We start from the raw sequence: 18,359 nt of genomic DNA on the forward strand, positions 1-18,359 counted from the left end.
AATGAATGAAGGCACAACGCCAATGATTTGTTTATTTTGATTAAATGTATAAAGTACCCTCATCAAAGAGGGATAAAGCCAATATTTTATTCTGTTGTTTTCAAATCAACCATAATGAAATCACGAATTCTTTTGGTAGAGGATGATGAGTTTTTTGCGAAAGTGCTGAAAAGACAACTGGAACGGGCTAACTACGACGTGGTATATGCACCCGACGGACAGATCGGATGGGAGAAATTCCAGGAAACAATATTTGATCTCTGTATACTAGATATAATCATGCCGCGCAAAGATGGCTTTGCTTTGGCCGAAGATATACGGGCGGTTGATTTTAACATCCCAATCGTATTCACCTCTTCCCGCTATCTGGAGAGGGACAGGCTCGACGGATTTGATGCCGGCGCAGACGACTACCTGGTAAAGCCTTTCAGTACTGAAGAGCTGATCAGCAGGGTGGAAGTGTATATCAACAGAAGCCGTTTGCTGCGCAGCGAAAAGCGTATCATTTTTACAATCGGTAACCTTGTCTTCGATTATTCGCAACTGCAACTTAGGCATAAAGACTCGGAAGAATACACGCGCATAGCGCCAAGAGAGGCGGAGTTACTACGTTTTCTGTGTGAGAATTCCAATAAGAAGTTGAAAAGGGAGCAGATACAGCTTAGTATCTGGGGCCAGGAAGGCTACCTGGCAAGACGTGTAATGGACGTATACCTGAGTAGATTGCGTAAGCATATCTCTATAGATCCTGCTATCAGAATAGAATCATTTCAAGGCAAGGGCGTGATGCTCGTAATCAATGAGCTGGACCGCACACATGTAATTGCCAAAGTATAGTATAATTTCCAAGTAAACTGGACCATATCCCATGAAAACGCCCCCGCTATTGAAGCGGGGGCGTAATTTTATGATCCGGATCTGAATAATTACTTCAGATTATGGAATACCTGTTGTACGTCGTCGTCCTGTTCCAGGCGGTCTATCAGTTCCAGTACCTCTTTAGCCTGTTCTTCATTCAGTTCAACGGTAGTGGTAGGAATGCGCTTCAGCTCTGAGCTGATCACTTCCAGGCCTTTATCTTCCAACGCTTTCGACATATTACCGAATTCAGTGAAAGTTACGCGGACGATGATGTTACCTTCGCTGTCTTCCCCGATTTCATCCAAACCAAAGTCTATCAGTTCCAGTTCCAGCTCCTCGAGGTTCTGACCTTCGTTCTTTACTTTAAACTCACCTACGCGATTGAACAGAAAACCTACAGAGCCACTGGTTCCAAGGCTTCCACCGCCTTTATTGAAGTGCATGCGTACGTTGGCTACGGTTCTGGTGGTATTATCAGTTGCTGTATCAACAATTACTGCCACACCGTGGGGGGCATAGCCTTCATATACCGCTTCTTCATAATCGGTTTTATCTTTACCCATAGCACGTTTGATGGCTGCATCCACGCGATCTTTAGGCATATTCACACCTTTGGCGTTCTGGACACAGCGACGCAGGGCGGGGTTATTATCGGGATCAGGACCACCTTGCTTAACGGCAATAGCTATTTCTTTACCTATTCTGGAGAAATTTTTAGCCATTTTGTCCCAGCGGGCAAACATGGTTGATTTTCTTACTTCAAATATTCTTCCCATTGTAAGCGGTATATAATTTTCAGTTACTTTATTATTTGAGAGTGCAAAAATAAGCTAAATAAAAGTGATGGAAAAGCAAAAGGTGAAAAGAGGGAACGATTACCGGCTCACTCCTTTCACCTTTGACAGTGTATTACTAAGAAAAACTATTCTAACAATTTACGGGCTTTACTGTGTTTTACACTGTAGCCGAAGTAGACGATGAAACCGATACCCAGCCATACGAACAAACGAGCCCAGTTTTCGACGCCAAGGCTGATGATCATGGTGAGGCAGATAACAGCGCCGAGTATAGGAACAACCGGTACCCAGGGTGTTTTGAATTCCCGTGGAGCATTCGGGTTGTTCTTACGCATTACTATCACACCAACACATACCAGCACAAATGCGAAGAGGGTACCGATACTGGTCATTTCACCCACCACATTGTCCGGGATGAAGGCCGCGAAGATAGACACAAATCCAAAAAACATCCACTGAGAGCGGTAGGGAGTGCGGTATTTAGGATGCAATTTGGAGAACACTGCAGGTACCAGTCCGTCGTTACTCATAGAGTAGAACACCCTTGTCTGACCCAGCAGCATCACCAGGATTACGGAAGAGAAACCAGCCAGGATAGCCACAGTGATAAAAAGAGACAACCACTGGTAGCCAGGCATATAGGTATCAATTGCATAAGCAACAGAAGCTTCGCCGCCTGCTTTCAGGAAGTCCTGGAAGGGGGCAATACCCGTAAGTACATATGAAAAGAGGATATAAAGCAAAGTACAGATACCGAGAGACACCAGGATGCCGATAGGCATATTCTTTTTTGGATTCTTGGTTTCCTGCGCAGCGGTAGATACGGCGTCGAAGCCAATGAAAGCAAAGAATACCACGCCGGCACCGCGCAGTACGCCCGCCCATCCATGATTCCAGAAATGAGAATAGTCAACGATCTGACCGTTATGCATTTTCACAGATCCTGCATCAGCAGGGATGGTGAAAGGAGTGTGATGAGCAGGGTTTATGAACTTCCAGCCAAGGAAGATGAACATCAGCACAATGGCCACTTTGGTGATTACGATAATGTTGTTAACAATCGCGGAACCCTGTGTGCCTCTGATTAGGAGAACAGTAAGTGCCAGCAGGATGAAGAGGGAAGGAATGTTCATAATGCCCTGAACACCTGCATCGGATGTTTCAAACGGGCTGTGACACCACTCATAGGGTATCGTTATATGGAAAACTGCAGTTAGTAGCTTGTTGAGATACTGAGACCATCCGATAGCCACAGTAGCGGCTCCCAGCGCATATTCCAGCACAAGGTCCCATCCGATGATCCAGGCAATGAATTCTCCCAGTGTGGCATAGGAGTATGTATAGGCGCTACCGGCAATAGGTATCATGGATGCAAATTCTGCATAGCATAATCCGGCGAGTGCGCAGCCTATAGCTGCGATGATAAAAGAGATAGTTACTGCCGGTCCAGCATGTTGGCCTGCTGCGGCAGCGGTTCTTACAAATAAACCCGCACCAATGATGGCGCCTATACCCAGGGCTATCAGTGAACCTGCGCCAAGTGTACGCTTAAGTCCTTTCTCAGAGTCGGCAGCTTCAGACAATAATACAGAGAGTTGTTTCTTAGCAAAAAGTTTGCTCATACGCAATGGTATTGGTGGTTGATGTTTTAAGGTAGTTTAGCTTTTGTTGATTTTTTAGTTGATCGTCTAACGAGATGTTAATCGTCAAATATAATATCTAAAATCAATAACCCCAGTTTTATTTTGTGTACAAAAGCCGAATTGTACCGCCAGAACCTTATTTTTGGGAAATTTTTATGGTTGCAACGCAGATTATTTTAATATAAAAACAAGAAGAAAACAACCTAGAGCTGCATGAAGAAATCATCGAACCTGTTGACGTTATTTATTTTCATCGCCATGTTATTGGGTATCGGCGTAGGATACGGCGTATACTCCGCTTACCATATTCCTGGCGAAATGCTTCCGGGCGCCACTCCTGGTACCTATGTTCCAGGGAGTGTAAAGGTAAGCGACACTCAGCAGGGGTTTGCTGATAAGATCTCTATTCTTACAGACATATTTCTTCGTCTTGTGAAAATGATTATTGCGCCGCTGGTGTTTTCCACATTGGTGGTAGGTGTGGCCAAGATGGGTGATATTAAGGCCGTTGGCCGCATCGGCGGAAAGACAATGCTGTGGTTTATCAGTGCAACCTTTGTATCATTGTTCCTGGGCCTATTGCTGGTGAATATTCTGAAGCCGGGTGTTTCGCTCAATCTGCCCCTGCCGGATACGCATGCATCTTCCGGTATCGCCAAAGCGGATATGACCCTGAAAGGGTTTTTCCATCACGTGGTGCCGGACAGTGTTATAGATGCGATGGCACATAATGAGATTCTTCAGATTGTGATATTTGCTATTTTCTTTGGAGTTGCAGCGGCTTCTATCGGAGAGAAAGCGTTGCCTGTGGTAAAGCTGATGGATAGTGTTGCACATATTATGCTGAAAGTAACAGGCTTTGTCATGAACTTCGCGCCTTTCGCAGTTTTCGGGGCTATGGCCGCGATCATTGCCACCAAAGGTCCAGGTGTGTTGCTCACATATGGAAAGTTCATTGTACAGTTTTATGCAGGCCTGATCAGCTTATGGATCGTGCTGGGGCTTGTAGGGTGGTTGATTCTGGGCAAGCCTGTGTTCAGGTTACTGGCAGGCATTAAAGATCCGCTGTTGCTGGCGTTCGGTACGGCCAGCAGTGAGGCTGCCTACCCACGTACAATGGCAGAACTGGAAAGGTTTGGCTGTGATAACCGCATTGTAAGCTTTGTATTACCGCTGGGTTATTCTTTTAACCTGGATGGTTCCATGATGTATATGACGTTTGCCAGCCTGTTTATTGCGCAGGCTTATGGCATGCACCTTCATATTGATCAGCAGATCACCATGTTGCTGGTACTGATGATCACCAGTAAAGGAATTGCAGGCGTACCGCGTGCTTCCCTGGTGGTAATTGCTGGCACGCTATCTATGTTCCATATTCCGGAAGCGGGCCTGTTGCTCCTGCTGGGTGTGGATCACCTGTTGGATATGGGCCGCTCTGCTACCAACGTGATCGGTAACGCAATGGCCACCGCAGTAGTTTCCAAATGGGAGAACAAACTGGGAACCGGTGAGTCCATTGAAGTCTGACTTAACAAATACATAACAGATAAATTCTTATTTTACCGATTCAGAAAGAGTTTCAAGCATGGACCAGATTTTAGAGTTTTTTAAGCACCTCATTAATCCATCATGGATTATTGAACATGGGGGCCTGTATTTGCTGTTAGCAATCATTTTTGCAGAAACCGGGTTATTCATCGGTTTCTTCCTTCCTGGCGACTCCCTGCTGTTTGTAGCCGGCATCTACAGTGAAGATCTTTGCCGTAGTTTCTTCAACGTGCCATTTGTGGTGATTATGTTGTTGATCGCAATTGCCGGTGTACTGGGGAATATGGTGGGATTCTGGTTCGGTCTGAAGTCTGGACCGATAATGTTTAAGAAGAAAGATACCTTTTTCTTTAAACAAAGACACTTGCACCAGGCGCACGATTTCTTCGTGAAATACGGCGGCGGGGCTATCTTCTTTGCGCGCTTCCTTCCTATTATCCGCACGTTTGCCCCTATCGTTGCTGGTATCGTGCAGATGGATCGTAAGAAATTCATGTTGTACAATATCATCGGTTCATTTGCATGGGTGTTCTCTATGATGTTGGCAGGGCATTATCTCGACAAACTGTTCCCCACGCTTAAAAATCACCTCGAGCTGATCATTCTTGTTATAGTGTTGATCACCACGCTGCCGGTTATCATCAAGCTGATCAGCGGAAAAGTCAAATCCACACCGCATACCGGAGAGGAGACAGAATCATCTAAAATCACTGATTCTACCTTATAAAAATAAATTTTTGCAAAAAGGGCCATTATGGCCCTTTTTTATTTTATTTCACGTTATTATTTTATCAACCAGAAAAACTATTATGAAAACCGACAGCCGTTCCGTCTCTATTTTCAATATAGCGGTGATAGTGGCCTCCCTGGGCTATTTTGTAGATATCTATGATCTTTTGCTTTTCACTATTGTGAGAGTGCCCAGCCTGAAAGAACTGGGATTGCCCCAAAGCGAAATTGATTCCGGTGCTGGTTTGTTGCTGATTAATGTTCAGATGGTGGGGCTGCTGGTAGGTGGTATTGTGTGGGGGATTGTTGGTGATAAGAAAGGCCGCCTGAGTGTACTATTTGGTTCTATTCTCATTTATTCCGTTGCCAATATTGCGAATGGTTTTGTGCATAGTATCAATGGATACCTGCTGTGGCGCTTTGTTGCAGGCTTTGGGTTGGCCGGCGAACTGGGGGCGGGTATTACGCTGGTGTCTGAGATACTGCCAAAGGAAAAGCGCGGTTACGGTACCATGATAGTGGCTACAGTAGGCGTTTCCGGCGCAGTGGCTGCTAACCTGATCGCCAAACTGGTGGGCGACTGGAGGATATGTTATTTCATAGGAGGCGGACTCGGACTGGCTTTGCTGATACTGAGGATCAGTGTGATGGAGTCGCAAATGTTCAATGCTGTGAAGAATACCGCTACTTCGAGAGGCAGTTTCCTCGCATTATTCACTGATTCAGGACGTTTTGTAAGGTATCTGAAATGCATGCTACTGGGGGCTCCTACGTGGTTTGTAGTAGGAATATTGATTGCTTTTTCCAACAAGTTTGCAATAGAAATGCATGTCAATGGCACTATTAACCCGGGGGATGCCATTGCATTCTGTTATGCGGGCCTTACGCTGGGCGACTTCACCACAGGGCTTGTGAGCCAGCTATGGAGAAGCCGCCGTAAGGTAATGTTATTGTTCCTCGCGCTTACCGGTGTAATGGTAACGGTTTACCTGAATCTGCACGGTGCTGAAAAATGGCTGTTTTATGCAGTATGTTTTGCAATGGGCTTCAGCGTTGGCTTCTGGGCCATCTTTGTAACCATTGCTGCAGAGAGTTTCGGTACCAACCTGCGGGCGACGGTTGCTACAACAGTACCAAACTTTGCCAGGGGAATGTTGCCATTGATCTCCCTGCTGTTTGTACAGGTGCAGAAGAAATTTACATTTTTACAGAGCGGAGCGATCGTAGCGGTAATATGTATTGGAATCGCGTTAATTACTGCCTGGAAAATTGAGGAAACATTTGGCAAAGACCTGAACTATCTGGAGAACATTTAGATCAGTGGTAATTGTCCAGCATTTTATCGAGTAGTTTATTCAGCTGGCTGACCTCTTTTTCATTGAGTGATTTAAAGGCGTCTTCCAGCTGAACGATAGCACCATCGATCTCCGTGAGCAGATCAAGACCCTTCGTGGTGATGCGTACATCAACCGCACGTCTGTCCATTTCACAGCTTTTGCGCTCTACCAGTCCGGCCAGGCGCATTCTCTCCACCAGCCTGGACACATCGCTCATTTTGTCCAACATTCTTTCTTTCAGGGTATTGATGCTGGCGGCTTTGGGATATTGGCCTCTGAGTATGCGGAGGATATTGAATTGCTGCATAGTGATATCATACCGCTTGAAAAACTGTTGATGACGGCTGGATATCCAGTTTCCTACAAAGATCAGACTTACCAGTCCCCTGTGATATTCGTTTGTAAAGTTTCTTTGTGTTATAAGTCTTTCCAGGTTTGACATACGCACGCTGTTAACCAAATTAGCACTGGCAATAGAATTATTTCATTGCTATTACCTTATAATCAAAATTACGAATCTTTCAATATAAAAGACCAGTAGTGACAGTTATATATAGGGCGGAATTTCCTGTGCGGATGGCGGTATTACGGACAGGGCCGGCGTACAGTTTCGGCGAAAAAGGGCTGATCAAGCGTCAGCTTTATGATCAGCCCCAATAATATATTCATTAACGTTAGGCAGTTGCAGATTGCATTTTATCCAATACATCCATTACTTCTTTCACATGCTTGGCGGATGTATTTAACAGTTCCTTTTCGTCAGCATTGAGTTGCAGTTCCAGGATTTTTTCGATGCCCTCTTTGCCCAATACCACGGGAACACCCAGGTATATGTCTTTCAGGCCGTATTCGCCGGTGAGCCATGCGCACACGGGGAAGATCCGTTTTTCATCTTTCACGATAGCTTCTACCATCTGAGCTGCGGCTGCGCCGGGGGCGTACCATGCAGATGTTCCGAGCAGGTTCACGATCTCGCCGCCACCCACTTTGGTGCGTTGAATGATTGCTTCCAGTTTATCGGCAGCTACCAGTTCAGTAACCGGGATACCGCCTACAGTAGTATAACGGGGAAGAGGTACCATCGTATCGCCATGTCCGCCCATCAGGATAGCTTGAATATCTTTGGGGGAGCATCCGATTTCGTCGGCCAGGAAAGCGCGGTAGCGTGCTGTATCCAGGATACCGGCCATTCCAAACACTTTATTGCTGTTCTTTTTGGCGGTCAGATAGGCGCAATATGTCATAACATCCAGTGGGTTGCTCACCACAATGATGATAGCCTCCGGAGAATATTTGATGATATTTTCAGTAACTGACTTTACGATATTGGCATTGGTGGAAATCAGGTCATCGCGGCTCATCCCGGGTTTGCGGGGAAGCCCTGAAGTTATTACCACTACATCACTGCCGGCAGTTCTGGCGTAATCGTTGGTTACACCTGTAGTTTTGGTGCTGTAATAATCTATGGGAGCCTGTTGCCACGTATCCAGGGCTTTTCCTTCGGCTGTTCCTTCCTTAATATCCAATAAAACCACTTCCTTCAGAAAATCTCTGTGGGCCAACACATTGGCGCACGTTGCACCCACATTTCCGGCCCCTACTACTGTAACTTTCATTTTGTCTATAGCTTTAAAAGTGAAGAATGATTTATACTAAACAAATGTAATGATTAGGATGCAGATAAAACGCGCGCAGACCGGGTATTATTTGTTGAGATAATAGGTCAGCGAATCGAGCTTTACAGTACCTTCAAAGCCTTTTACAAACTGTTGTTTCTTATTATAGATATATAATCCCGGGAAATAACGGAGATCATAGAAGTACATGATCTGACGGGTAGGCTCGCTGCCCATAATGATGTTGGGATAGTCTTTTATTTTATACTGATTATAGTATTCCTTCATCTGCTCCAGCTTAAAAGGAGTGACCATCAGGATTTGTGTTTTTTTAAACTTATCGATGTTCTTCAGTACTTCTTCCGTCAGGTGTTTACAATGATCACAGTCTACGCTGAAAACAAACACCATTGTCTTCTCATTTTTACGGAGATCATTTTTTGTGATCACATGACCATCAGGGAGAGTGATGGGGAAAGCCGGAATGATCGGGTACTGAAGATAAGGAGCTTGTTTGGGAGCAGAGGTACTGTTGTTTTGAGCCTTTAATAGCACGGGTAGCAAACTGATGATTGCTAAGATCAGGTAACGCATATTCAGAAATATATTTCAGATTTAAAGTTCAATTTACCCTATTAATGTCATTAATTGGAGAAAAAACACGAAAATTGGGTTGAAAAGGCATGATTCTGTCTAATTTTGGGAATTAGTTGCTTGTTCATATGCAAAAATTTCTACTTTTGCAATCCGTATAAATTTTTAACCTAAAATAAAAGTAAGCTTCTTATGGCTACAACCGCAGATATCAGAACAGGATTAATCATCAAACTGGATAACAGTTTGTATTCTGTTGTAGAGTTTGGTCAGAACAAAACCGCCCGTGCTGCAGCAAAGGTTTGGGCTAAATTGAAAGGTGTTGATAATAGCCGTTCTATAGAGCACACCTGGAACTCCGGAGATACTATCTACCCGGTTCGCATTGAAAAGAAAGCGTTCCAGTACTTATATAAGGATGATACCGGTTATAACTTCATGGATAATGAAACTTTCGAGCAGATTGCTATGCCAGAACAGAGCATCGACGCTCCTCAGTTCCTGAAAGAAGGCCAGGAAGTAAGTGTACAGATCAACACGGAAACTGAGCAATACATGGCCGTAGAACTGCCTGATAAGATTGTAGCACTGGTTACTTACTCTGAACCAGGTGTTAAAGGTGATACCGCTACCCGTACGCTGAAACCCGCTACTATTGAGACTGGTGCTACAGTAATGGTTCCGCTGTTTGTTGACGAAGGAGAGATGATCAGAGTGAACACCAAAACCGGCGAATACATCGAAAGAGTAAAATAATATTAAAGCGCCTGTATTGTTATTGCATTTATGCTGATGTAACATTGAGCCGAAAACTCATGTTGGTATAAAGCAATCAACAATTGCTGAATATACTTACAATAATTTCTAACCAAAAACTGTCTACATGGACTTTAAACAGATTCAGGAACTGGTAAAAATGATCAACAAATCAAATATCAGCGAACTGAGCATTGAGCAGGACAAGTTTAAGATTACAATAAAACAGAAAGACAACGAAGTACAACAGGTAATAGCTGTTCCTGCGGCCACTGCGCCCATCCAGACGGTAGCTGCTGCAGCTCCTGTAGCGGCACCTGTAGCCACTCCGGCTACACCAGCCGCACCAGCGGCGCCCGCTGCTCCTAAAGCAGACAATCTGATTACTATCAAATCTCCAATGATCGGTACTTTCTATCGTAGTGCTGGTCCAGATAAAGCGCCATTTGTAAACGTGGGCGACGAAGTTTCTTCCGGAAAAGTAGTTTGTATTATTGAAGCCATGAAGCTTTTCAATGAAATTGAAAGTGAAGTAAGCGGCAAGATCGTGAAAGTGCTTGTAGATGATGCATCTCCGGTGGAATACGATCAACCTTTGTTTTTAGTAGAACCATGATATTAGCGTTCAGCCTTTAGTTCTTAGCCTTTAGCTCCAGCAAAAACAGTGAGTTAAAGGCTAACTTCTAAAGGCTCGGTGTTAAAACTAACCTGCTATTGTCTCAACTTAAAGGAAAACAATGTTTAAAAAAATACTAATTGCCAACCGTGGAGAGATTGCCCTGCGTATTATCCGCACCTGTAAGGAAATGGGTATCAAAACGGTAGCAGTTTATTCTACTGCGGATAAAGATAGTCTGCATGTTAAATTCGCTGATGAAGCGGTATGTATCGGTAAGCCACAGAGCAGCGAGTCATACCTCAACATCCCTCACCTGATGGCAGCAGCGGAGATTACCAATGCTGACGCTATCCATCCCGGATATGGCTTCCTCGCTGAGAATGCGCGTTTTGCGGAGATCTGCGGCGAACATGGTATTAAGTTCATCGGCCCCACACCGGAGATGATCCGTAAGATGGGAGACAAGATGACTGCCAAGGAAACCATGATTGCTGCGGGCGTACCGGTTATCCCCGGTTCGGAAGGCCTGCTGCAGAGTGTGGAAGAGGGCAAATCCCTGGCCAAAAACATGGGATACCCTGTTATTATCAAAGCTACCGCCGGTGGTGGTGGTAAAGGTATGCGCGTGGTTTGGGAAGAGGCCGAACTGGAAAATGCCTATAACATGGCTAAAAATGAAGCCCGCGCTGCATTCAACAACGACGGTATTTACATGGAGAAATTCGTGGAAGAGCCCCGTCACATTGAAATACAGGTAGCTGGTGACCAATACGGAAAAGTATGCCATCTCAGCGAGAGGGACTGTTCTATTCAGCGTCGTCACCAGAAATTGGTGGAGGAATCCCCTTCTCCATTCATGACGCCTGAGCTGCGTGAGAAAATGGGTGAAGCGGCTATCCGCGCTGCCAGTGCAATCAACTACGAAAGCGTAGGAACCATTGAGTTCCTGGTAGATAAACACCGCAATTTCTACTTCATGGAAATGAACACCCGTATCCAGGTAGAACACGGTGTTACCGAAGAAGTGATCAACTTCGACCTCGTAAAAGAGCAGATCAAGATCGCCGCCGGTATTCCTATCTCCGGTAAAAACTACACGCCGCAGATGCATGCTATTGAGTGCCGTATCAATGCGGAAGATCCTTACAACGATTTCCGTCCGTCTCCCGGTAAGATCACTACGCTGCACATCCCTGGCGGACACGGCGTACGCGTGGATTCACACATCTACGCAGGTTATGTGATCCCTCCGTTCTATGATTCAATGGTAGCAAAGATCATCACTATGGCGCAGACCCGCGAAGAAGCCATCAACACGATGGAACGCGCGCTGAGCGAGTTCGTGATCGAAGGTGTGAAAACTACCATTCCATTCCATCAGCAGCTGATGCGTGATGAAAACTTCCGTAAAGGTAACTTTACCACCAAGTTTACAGAGACTTTCAAGCTGGTATAACGGCAACGGATATACTATATTTCAGACCGCCTCTCCCGCATTGCAGGAGAGGCGGTTTTCTTTTGTCAGAATCCATATCTGATACCGACGCTGTCGAATGAAATACCCAGTACCGGCCGGTATTGTTTGTAGTCAATCGTTATGCTGACCGGCAATCCAAGACTGTTGTAGGTATTGGCGCCATATACATTATTCCGGTTATAATCTCTGTCGATGACCTGCCATACTTTGTGAAGCTGGTGATAGTTTGTTTTGTTATCGTAAGATGGGAAGGCGTCTGAGATGGAGTTTCTTTCCGGGTAAGCGGGTGATACATATACCGTATGTATTTTCCAGACATTGCCGGCTGTATTGTAGGAATAGGAAATAGTAGTGGTATCAATATCATAGGAAAGCCCCACTTCTACTGCTTTTATAAGCCTGTTCAGGTGATCGTATGAATAGGTGGTTACTTTAAGGAATCCCCGTGGATCCTTGATGATTGTCTGCAGATCATCGGAGTAAGTACCAAATATCATCATGGAATCCAGTACCACACGGTTAAGCTGGTCATACGCATACTTATGAGCAGATTCAAAATAATTGTTGTTCATATAGCTGCCGATGTAGGTGAGCAGCCGGTTTTGGCGGTCATATCCAAACAGGTAAGCTGGGTAACCGGTACTCACGTGAGTAGGCATAATACTCACGGGGTTACCGTGTTGGTTATAGATAATGGGCATTGAATCAAGCGAATTGACGCTACGCGTGCCCTTTAGTTGTACGATCTTCAGCATGCCGGTGGATGGAGGCTGTATCACTGTTGGTTCGGGCTTCAGACAGCTGCTGAGATAGAGGTACAGTACAGTAGTCAGGCTAACAAGGGAAAACAGTTTTTGCTTCATAATTGAGGAATTTTGGTTTGGTTATATTGAGTAAAAACACACGGATAATGACAGCACAGGGATGTAATAGTAGGTGCCGGTTACAGGTGGGTGGTTCGGGTAAGAGGGGGTGTGTAGCGGTTAAGAGGATATAATAAAGCTAACCATAAGTTTTTGAATAAAAAAGCCCCGGATAAAAATCCGGGGCTAATCATACACCAAAACAATCTTACGGTTTTATCGCAAGAAAAGCAGCTCTCTGTACTTGGGCAGTGCCCATTTTTTGTCATCCACCAGGAACTCCAGTTTATCGGAGTGATAACGGATCACATCAAAGTACGGCTTAATCTTTTCACAGTAGTCGATGGCTTTCTGACGGCTGTCGGTAAGTTTGTTGATTACCTTACGCGCCTCGATCATAGCCTGTACGTTCTCACTGATGACATTAATATGTTCAGATATTTTTGTAGCGATTTGTTTTTGCGCTTTAACGGAATCTTCACCGAGGCCAATTTCTTTCAGACCGCGGATGTTGCTGATCAGCTCATTGAGGTAGCTGATGGCAGACGGCAGAATATTATTGGTGGCCAGATCGCCGATAACGCGGGCTTCGATCTGCACTTTCTTCACGTAGTCTTCCAGCAGGATCTCGTGACGGGCATGCAGTTCTTTTTCGTTGTAAACGCCGGTTTCTGTAAACAGTTTGGTAGCTTTTGGAGTTACCAGAGCGTCGAGCGCTTTAGGAGTGGTTTTGATATTCTCCAGACCTCTCTTAGCGGCTTCTTTTTCCCATTCTTCACTGTAACCGTCGCCTTCAAACAATACTTTTTCCGAATCTACAATATATTTTCGAAGAGTTTGCATAATTGCAATCTCTTTTTTCTCACCTTTTTCGATCAGGCCATCCACCTCTACTTTAAAGTCAGCCAGTGTTTTAGCCACGATAGTGTTGAGAACAGTCATCGCTGAAGCGCAGTTTGCAGAGGAACCTACGGCGCGGAACTCAAACTTGTTGCCGGTGAAAGCAAAAGGAGAGGTACGGTTACGGTCGGTATTATCCAGCATCAGCTCAGGAATATGACGGTGCAGATCCAGTTTCAGGATTGCTTCGTCCTGCTCGTCGAACTTGTTGTTTACGCGGGTTTTTACTTCCTGCAATACTTCGTACAGGTATTTACCGGAGAATACGGAGATGATAGCAGGAGGAGCTTCGTTGGCGCCCAGACGGAAATCGTTGCTGGGAGAAGCGATAGAAGCTCTCAGCAGGTCAGCGTAATCATGAACTGCTTTGATGGTGTTCACAAAGAAAGTGAGGAACATCAGGTTGGTCTTCGGCGTTTTACCGGGAGCGAGGAGGTTTACACCGGTATCGGTGGCCATGCTCCAGTTGTTGTGTTTACCGGAACCGTTGATGCCTGCAAAAGGTTTCTCGTGCAGCAGCACTTTCAGTTTGTGGCGTTTACCCACTTTATTCATGATGTCCATCAGCAGAGAGTTGTGGTCTACTGCGATGTTCACTTCTTCAAATATCGGAGCGCACTCGAACTGAGAAGGAGCTACTTCGTTGTGGCGTGTTCTCAACGGAATACCCAGTTTGTAAGCTTCTTCTTCGAAATCGCGCATGTAAGCGTAGGCACGCTCAGGAATAGAACCAAAGTAGTGGTCTTCCAGCTGCTGTCCTTTGGAAGGAGCATGACCTACGACGGTACGGCCAGTCATGATCAGGTCAGGACGTGCATTGGCGAGATTTTCATCTACCAGGAAGTATTCCTGTTCCCAACCCAGAGTAGGCGTTACCTTGGTTACATTTTTATCAAAATAGTTGCATACGTCTACTGCTGCTTTATCAATAGCTGCCAGTGCTTTCAGCAACGGTGCTTTATAGTCGAGAGATTCCCCTGTGTAAGAAACGAAGATAGTAGGGATGCAGAGTGTTTTACCATATCCCTGCTCAAGGATAAATGCAGGGGAGGAAGGATCCCATGCTGTGTAACCACGTGCTTCGAAAGTCGCTCTCAGACCGCCGTTAGGGAAGCTGGAAGCATCAGGCTCCTGTTGAACCAGCGCATCGCCGTCAAATGTTTCCAGAGCGGAACCATCGCTCTTCAGGGTAAAGAATGAATCGTGCTTTTCAGCGGTAGTACCAGTTAACGGCTGAAACCAGTGCGTATAGTGAGTTACGCCCTTTTTCATTGCCCAGGCTTTCATACCGGAGGCAATCTGTTCCGCCATTTTGCGTTCCAGTTTGGTGCCGTTTTTAATAGAGTTCATCAGGCTCTTGTATGCCTCATCACTCAGGTATTCCCTTACAATTCTTCCGGCAAAAACATTGCTGCCAAATACTTCTGTTATTTTACCATTATGTTCGGTAAGTTTGGAGTCTACGCCAGCTAATCCTTCCAGCGCGGTGAAACGTAACGATTGCATGCTGTAATTAATTTTAATACAAAAGAACGCAACCCCTTCTGTATATGCAAATAAATTGTTCGATTTAACCAAAAAATTACATTTCGTGGTTTAAAAACCTGCTTTTTTTATGATTTCGATAAAAAAAAGTGATTGAGATATGTACAAACTGATAAATTAAAAAATTAATAATATGAATTAGTGAGGATATTTAGACCTTAACAGGATACCACCCTGTATCTCTTGGCATTTGCAGGAAAATCATGTAGGTTTGCACTTCTTTTTAATTACTCGTTTTTTTATACTTACATACATGCAAACCACCGTAGAAATTGCTGAACAGCTGGGACTTACTGCTGACGAGTTTGAACGAATTAAATCCATTTTAGGCCGCACACCAAATTTTACTGAGCTGAGTATGTACTCCGTAATGTGGAGTGAACATTGCTCGTATAAGAACTCTATCGTGTGGCTGAAATCCTTACCCCGTGAGGGAGACAGGCTGCTGGTAAAAGCTGGTGAGGAAAATGCCGGCCTCGTTGATATAGGCGATGGCTATGCAGTAGTATTTAAAATTGAGTCCCACAACCACCCTTCTGCTATCGAACCTTTCCAGGGTGCAGCAACAGGCGTGGGCGGTATCCACCGCGATATCTTTACCATGGGCGCCCGCCCCATCGCAGCAATGAACTCCCTGCGATTCGGTAATATCAATGATAAAAAAACACAGCACCTCGTAAAAGGTATCGTACACGGCATCGGCCACTATGGCAACTGCTTCGGCGTACCTACTGTAGGTGGTGAAACATACTTCGAAGACTGCTACGGCACCAACCCGCTGGTAAACGCTATGAGCGTTGGCATCGTGAAAGTTGGCCAGACCGTATCCGCTACTTCGCACGGTGAAGGCAACCCTGTTTTCATTGTAGGTTCTGCTACCGGTAAAGATGGTATCGGTGGTGCTTCCTTCGCTTCTGCCAACATCACAGAAGACAGCGTGGAAGATCTGCCTGCTGTTCAGGTAGGAGATCCCTTCCAGGAAAAGAAACTGCTGGAAGCCTGCCTCGAGATCATCAAAACCAATGCTATCATCGGTATGCAGGATATGGGCGCCGCCGGTATCACCTGCTCCACCGCTGAAATGAGCGCCAAAGGAGAACACGGCATGAACATCTGGCTGGAAAAAGTACCTACCCGCCAGGAGAACATGAAAGCATGGGAAATGCTCCTCAGCGAAAGCCAGGAACGTATGCTTATCGTTGTGAAGAAAGGCCGCGAAAAAGAAATCCTCGACATCTTCGAAAAATGGGATCTGCACTGCGTTCAGATCGGTGAAGTAACGAAAGAGCCTAACCTGAAATTCTACATGAACGGCGAACTCGAAGCCGACGTTCCTGCTGAAAGCCTTGTACTGGGTGGCGGCGCTCCACAGTATCACCGCGCTTACACAGAGCCGGGCTACTTCCAGAAAATAAAAGCATTTGATATTCAGAATATCTCCGATACAGAACACCCGAAATTTGTAGCGGAAAGAATGGTAGCATTACCCAACATAGCGTCCAAACGCTGGATATACAACCAGTACGACAGCATGGTAGGTACGGCTAACACTACCACCAACGCACCCAGCGATGCTCCGATCGTATTGGTGAAAGGCACCAGAAAAGCACTGGCTATGACTACGGACTGCAACAGCCGCTACGTTTTTGCAGATCCTCACAAAGGTGGTCAGATCGCTGTAGCAGAAGCTGCCCGCAACATCGTATGTTCCGGTGGCGAACCAGTAGCTATCACCAACTGCCTCAACTTCGGTAACCCTTACGATCCTGAAGTATACTACCAGTTTGTTCACGCTGTTCAGGGTATGGGTGAAGCCTGCCGCAAATTCAATACACCTGTTACCGGTGGTAACGTGAGCTTCTACAACCAGTCTCCGGACGGTCCCGTTTATCCTACTCCAACCATCGGTATGGTGGGTATCCTGGACAACCTGGATCAGCGCATCACGCTCGACTTCAAAGAAACAGGCCACCTGGTGTATATGCTGGGCCGCAGCCGCAATGATATCAACAGCTCTGAGTACCTGCACAAAATAATCGGTATCGAATACAGCCCCGCTCCGCACTTTAACCTCGATGAGGAATTCCACCTCCATCAGGCAATTGCAAAGCTCAATAAGGCAGGTCTGATTCAGTCTGCACATGATATCAGCGAAGGCGGTTTATTCATTACCATGCTGGAAAGTGCTATGCCTAAAGGCCTGGGCTTTGAGCTGCAGATCAATGAAAAGTTCCGCAGAGACGCTTACCTGTTTGGTGAAAGCCAGAGCCGTGTAGTTGTTACTATCAGACCTGAAGACAAAGAGAAGTTCGAAGCGCTCATGCATAGCCTGGTTGATGCGTCCGAAGTATCTGTGCGCCACGAGAAAGTAGGTGTTGTAGCCGGCGAAAACATTAAAGTAGGCGGTGAAGACTGGGGTAAAGTAGCTGACTGGGAAAAAATATACGATACTTCCATCGAAGAGCAACTGTAACTGTGATTATTGTTGATTAGTGTGATTGCCCTGATGAGTGAAGACTACGTAGGAAGATAATTAGAATAAAAGCGAAAGACCCGTTTAGAACCATTCTAAACGGGTCTTTCGCTTTTATTCCTATTCTGTTTCTACTACTCGTTCATCAGGGTAATCACGCTAATCAATACTAATCACAGTCTGTAATTGAGCCCCAGGTTAAATCGGGCGCCGCTTCCCTTGATATAGGAGTTCTCGCGCACATTGGCCTGAGACATCACCGGGTAATAGTCTGCATTGAGCAGGTTATCAATACCGAGGCGCACGGTGACATTTTTATTGAAGCGGTAACTGGTATAGAAGTTCACTAGCTGGAAATCACCTATAGGGCCTTCTCCCAGCTTGTATTTCTTCTTCACCATATCAAAATGCTTACGGGTACCGGAATAGATATAGTATATACCGAGGTCCCACTGTTTCAATGGAGAATAGTTCATACCTATGGTGAGCTTGTCCGGAGAGATACGGGTAGTGGGCAGCCAGACTTTACCGGTGTCCCTCACGATTCCGTGCCGATCGGCATCAGTGTCGCTGGCGAAGGCTACGTCAAATCGCTCCTTGA

General features: G+C 45.6%; 16 protein-coding genes. 8 read left to right on the plus strand and 8 right to left on the minus strand.

Translation table 11 applies throughout. From position 1 onward, the window contains the following. The first annotated feature begins 114 nt into the window (after positions 1-114). The gene (locus VM802_RS25305) at positions 115-837 is read left to right on the plus strand and encodes a response regulator transcription factor (protein ID WP_325535933.1); all 723 of its coding nucleotides are present in this window, start codon (positions 115-117) and stop codon (positions 835-837) included. An 89-nt stretch (positions 838-926) separates the two neighbouring features. Here the strand turns inward: VM802_RS25305 and VM802_RS25310 are convergent, their stop codons facing one another. Further along, on the minus strand, positions 927-1,637 hold the full coding sequence (locus tag VM802_RS25310) for a YebC/PmpR family DNA-binding transcriptional regulator (protein ID WP_325535935.1): 711 nt from the start codon (positions 1,635-1,637) through the stop codon (positions 927-929). Positions 1,638-1,783: 146 nt separating this feature from the next. Next, on the minus strand, positions 1,784-3,280 hold the full coding sequence (locus VM802_RS25315) for an amino acid permease (RefSeq protein ID WP_325535938.1): 1,497 nt from the start codon (positions 3,278-3,280) through the stop codon (positions 1,784-1,786). A gap of 234 nt (positions 3,281-3,514) precedes the next feature. Between VM802_RS25315 and VM802_RS25320 the strand changes: the two genes are divergently transcribed. The 3 genes from VM802_RS25320 to VM802_RS25330 all read left to right on the plus strand — a co-directional run bounded on the left by VM802_RS25320 (position 3,515) and on the right by VM802_RS25330 (position 6,894). Beyond that, on the plus strand, positions 3,515-4,828 hold the full coding sequence (locus VM802_RS25320; RefSeq protein WP_325535940.1) for a dicarboxylate/amino acid:cation symporter: 1,314 nt from the start codon (positions 3,515-3,517) through the stop codon (positions 4,826-4,828). Between the two features lie 58 nt (positions 4,829-4,886). Continuing rightward, positions 4,887-5,576, plus strand: coding sequence for a DedA family protein (locus tag VM802_RS25325; protein WP_325535942.1), 690 nt, complete (start codon positions 4,887-4,889; stop codon positions 5,574-5,576). Between the two features lie 82 nt (positions 5,577-5,658). Continuing rightward, complete coding sequence (locus VM802_RS25330) at positions 5,659-6,894, plus strand: MFS transporter (RefSeq protein WP_325535944.1); 1,236 nt, start codon at positions 5,659-5,661, stop codon at positions 6,892-6,894. A 1-nt stretch (position 6,895) separates the two neighbouring features. Here VM802_RS25330 and VM802_RS25335 read toward each other — a convergent pair whose 3' ends face one another. From VM802_RS25335 to VM802_RS25345, 3 genes are all read right to left on the minus strand, one after another. After that, on the minus strand, positions 6,896-7,357 hold the full coding sequence (locus VM802_RS25335) for a MarR family winged helix-turn-helix transcriptional regulator (protein ID WP_325535946.1): 462 nt from the start codon (positions 7,355-7,357) through the stop codon (positions 6,896-6,898). Positions 7,358-7,589: 232 nt separating this feature from the next. Beyond that, complete coding sequence (mdh, locus tag VM802_RS25340) at positions 7,590-8,531, minus strand: malate dehydrogenase (protein WP_325535948.1); 942 nt, start codon at positions 8,529-8,531, stop codon at positions 7,590-7,592. Between the two features lie 87 nt (positions 8,532-8,618). Beyond that, positions 8,619-9,125, minus strand: a complete 507-nt coding sequence (locus VM802_RS25345; protein WP_325535950.1) for a peroxiredoxin family protein — start codon at positions 9,123-9,125, stop codon at positions 8,619-8,621. A gap of 192 nt (positions 9,126-9,317) precedes the next feature. Between VM802_RS25345 and efp the strand changes: the two genes are divergently transcribed. From efp to accC, 3 genes are all read left to right on the plus strand, one after another. Beyond that, positions 9,318-9,881, plus strand: coding sequence for an elongation factor P (gene efp / locus VM802_RS25350; protein WP_325535952.1), 564 nt, complete (start codon positions 9,318-9,320; stop codon positions 9,879-9,881). Positions 9,882-10,008: 127 nt separating this feature from the next. Continuing rightward, entirely contained in the window at positions 10,009-10,497 is a 489-nt protein-coding gene (accB, locus tag VM802_RS25355) for an acetyl-CoA carboxylase biotin carboxyl carrier protein (RefSeq protein WP_325535954.1), read from the plus strand. A 121-nt stretch (positions 10,498-10,618) separates the two neighbouring features. After that, a complete protein-coding gene (gene accC / locus VM802_RS25360) occupies positions 10,619-11,956 on the plus strand; it encodes an acetyl-CoA carboxylase biotin carboxylase subunit (protein WP_325535956.1) in 1,338 nt (445 codons plus the stop codon). Between the two features lie 65 nt (positions 11,957-12,021). On the opposite strand, the gene VM802_RS25365 is transcribed toward accC, so the two are convergent. Then, a complete protein-coding gene (locus tag VM802_RS25365; RefSeq protein WP_325535958.1) occupies positions 12,022-12,840 on the minus strand; it encodes a hypothetical protein in 819 nt (272 codons plus the stop codon). Between the two features lie 216 nt (positions 12,841-13,056). Further along, positions 13,057-15,246 carry a glutamine synthetase III family protein gene (locus tag VM802_RS25370; RefSeq protein ID WP_325535960.1) on the minus strand — a complete coding sequence of 730 codons (2,190 nt, stop codon included), beginning with the start codon at positions 15,244-15,246 and terminating at the stop codon, positions 13,057-13,059. Between the two features lie 292 nt (positions 15,247-15,538). Here VM802_RS25370 and purL point away from each other — a divergent pair, with 292 nt between their 5' ends. Further along, positions 15,539-17,758, plus strand: coding sequence for a phosphoribosylformylglycinamidine synthase subunit PurL (gene purL / locus VM802_RS25375; protein ID WP_325535962.1), 2,220 nt, complete (start codon positions 15,539-15,541; stop codon positions 17,756-17,758). A gap of 173 nt (positions 17,759-17,931) precedes the next feature. Here purL and VM802_RS25380 read toward each other — a convergent pair. Next, the coding region (locus VM802_RS25380; protein ID WP_325535964.1) for a TonB-dependent receptor domain-containing protein at positions 17,932-18,359 on the minus strand (428 nt) is incomplete at its 5' end.

This window comes from Chitinophaga sp. (assembly GCF_035538455.1).
GTDB lineage: Bacteria > Bacteroidota > Bacteroidia > Chitinophagales > Chitinophagaceae > Chitinophaga.